Here is a 1044-nt window from a genome sequence, read left to right as displayed (position 1 = left end):
GGGGGCCGGTTCCGGCGCCGCCTGCGCCGCCCCCGGCGACGCCAGCGCCAGCGCGAGGGCCGCTGCCACAGCGGCCGTCACGCGCGAGACACGGATCACTTCTGTTCCTCCTCATGGTCAGTGCCCCGAGAGCCCCACGGGCCCCGGGCTCCCCCGACGCACCAAATGCAACACATCCGATCGCTCTGTCACCTCCTCGCACAGCATTCGCACAACTTCCGCCCCTGCCGCACAACAGAACACGTGCAACCAGGGGCAGTTGGCCTGTCGGCGCGCCAACATCCGTGCGCGTGCGGGTTGTTCGCCGATCCCCGGTCGCGGGTATGGCCGCGCGCCCGTCCGGTAGGTGGAGCAGGGGCATGGGCATGGCGTTCTGATGGCGCGCGCGTCCTACCCCCTCCGCACCGGGCGGGAGTCGGCACGAACGTCCAGGTCACGGGCGCTCGGTCATACGGGTCTCCCCCGAGAGGTAGCCGTCGGGCAGGATGGGGCGCCTCTTTCCGCCGGGCGGTCGCTGTCTGGCATGCCCCGGGGGCTTCTGTGATCACCGCGGTTTCGGAGGGGCACGACCCGACCCACCAACTCCAGACCAGCCTGCTCACGCTGTTCTTCGGCATCGCGCTCATCGGCGTCGGACGGATCCTGCGGCGTACCGGACAGCTCCCTGCCTATCTCGACTTCAGGCACAAGGCGCTGGACTCGCTGGTAACGCAGGAGGGCAGGAGTTCCGGCGTCGTCAGGCTCGGCACGGGCCTGATTGCCGTGGGCGGCTTCTTCCTCCTCGGTACGGTGCGCCTCTTGCTCGGCGCGCTTGGCATCCTCGGTGCCTGGAGAAGCGGGCCGCGAGAGCTGCCCCGTCGTCGACCACGGCGAGTGTCCACGTACGTGACACCGCCGACGGACAACGGCGCACACCTGCGCGCACGAACCACGGTGGCGAGCGGGAACCCGGACAGCACAGCAACCGTTCCTAAACAGTGTCCAGGAGTGACATTTGCTGCCAACTCCCGGAACTGCGCGCGTCCCGAACGGTGTTGGATGCGC

At 69.3% G+C, this 1044-nt stretch carries 1 protein-coding gene; it reads left to right on the top strand.

Features of this window, described 5'->3' with window-relative positions; all coding sequences use genetic code 11:
• Nucleotides 1–540: 540 nt before the first annotated feature.
• Nucleotides 541–1044, top strand: a 504-nt coding sequence (locus AWZ10_RS53320; protein WP_208618673.1) for a hypothetical protein, incomplete at its 3' end; no start/stop codon positions are given.

Source organism: Streptomyces europaeiscabiei (assembly GCF_001550375.1).
Taxonomy (GTDB): Bacteria; Actinomycetota; Actinomycetes; order Streptomycetales; family Streptomycetaceae; genus Streptomyces; species Streptomyces europaeiscabiei.
Note: the sequence above shows the minus strand (reverse complement) of the source record. Positions and strands in the feature narration are given on the sequence as shown.